Genomic DNA, 882 nt, shown 5'->3' on the forward strand with positions numbered 1-882 from the left:
GGGGTGCACCGGCGCGCTAAGGTGCTGTTATCGCTGTAACCGGTCGCTAACCGGCGCTGGGCCAGGCTTGCGCGATGCCGATCGTCGCCGCGCTCGTCCTCGTCAACGCCTGGACGATGCTGCGCTTCTGGCAGGACAAACAACGGGCGATCGCCGGCCGGCGTCGCATTCCCGAGGCGAACCTCCTCGGCCTCGCGCTGATCGGCGGAACGCCCGGTGCGTTCGCCGCACGCCGGCTGTTCCGCCACAAGACGCGCAAGGAGCCTTTCTCGACCCGGCTGATGCTGATCGCCGCGATCCAGCTCGGCGCAGGCGGCGTGCTGCTCCTCACCTGAAAGGCGCCCCGCCCCGGTTGTTGACGGACAAAAGGAAGGAACGGGGCGCCCGGTGTGCGAACCTCGGGTCCCGCGCGAACGCCGGCCCGTGCGCCCCCCATCCGCCCGCCGTGCGCGGCAGGCAAGCCCGTCATCGCCGCGTCATCGAACCGGCCGCGCGCCGGCGCTCGCGCAATCGTGGCCGGTCGGAACCGCTACCGGACGGATGGCAGCGCTGCCCTGATGGGCCGATCGCCGACAGGTCGATCTTCAGGCAGCGGCGAGGTGCAAACACCGATCGGACATCGATATCCGAACCGATACCAAAGTGAGCGCCGCGCGCGCTGGCGGGAGTTCAAACCGGGCGCGGCGCTCACGATCGGCACGGCGCATGGAGGGCGTCGCTCGATGGCGCACGCTATCGCCAGAAACACTTCGTCACGCAAGCACGTACATCACGATTGCAACGCCGGGCGTCCGGCGGTGGGACGGATGCTGATCCACCGCTGCCCACCCCGACACCTTCGGCCCAATTCTTCCGACTGGCCTCTCCAGCCCTATCCATCCC

General features: G+C 69.2%; 1 protein-coding gene. It reads left to right on the plus strand.

The features are described from left to right. The first annotated feature begins 74 nt into the window (after positions 1 to 74). Positions 75 to 335, plus strand: coding sequence for a DUF1294 domain-containing protein (locus ACH0AE_RS17900; RefSeq protein WP_406876181.1), 261 nt, complete (start codon positions 75 to 77; stop codon positions 333 to 335). Positions 336 to 882 lie beyond the last annotated feature (547 nt).

The organism is Sphingomonas sp. 179-A 2A2 NHS, from assembly GCF_045371305.1.
Classification (GTDB): domain Bacteria; phylum Pseudomonadota; class Alphaproteobacteria; order Sphingomonadales; family Sphingomonadaceae; genus Sphingomonas.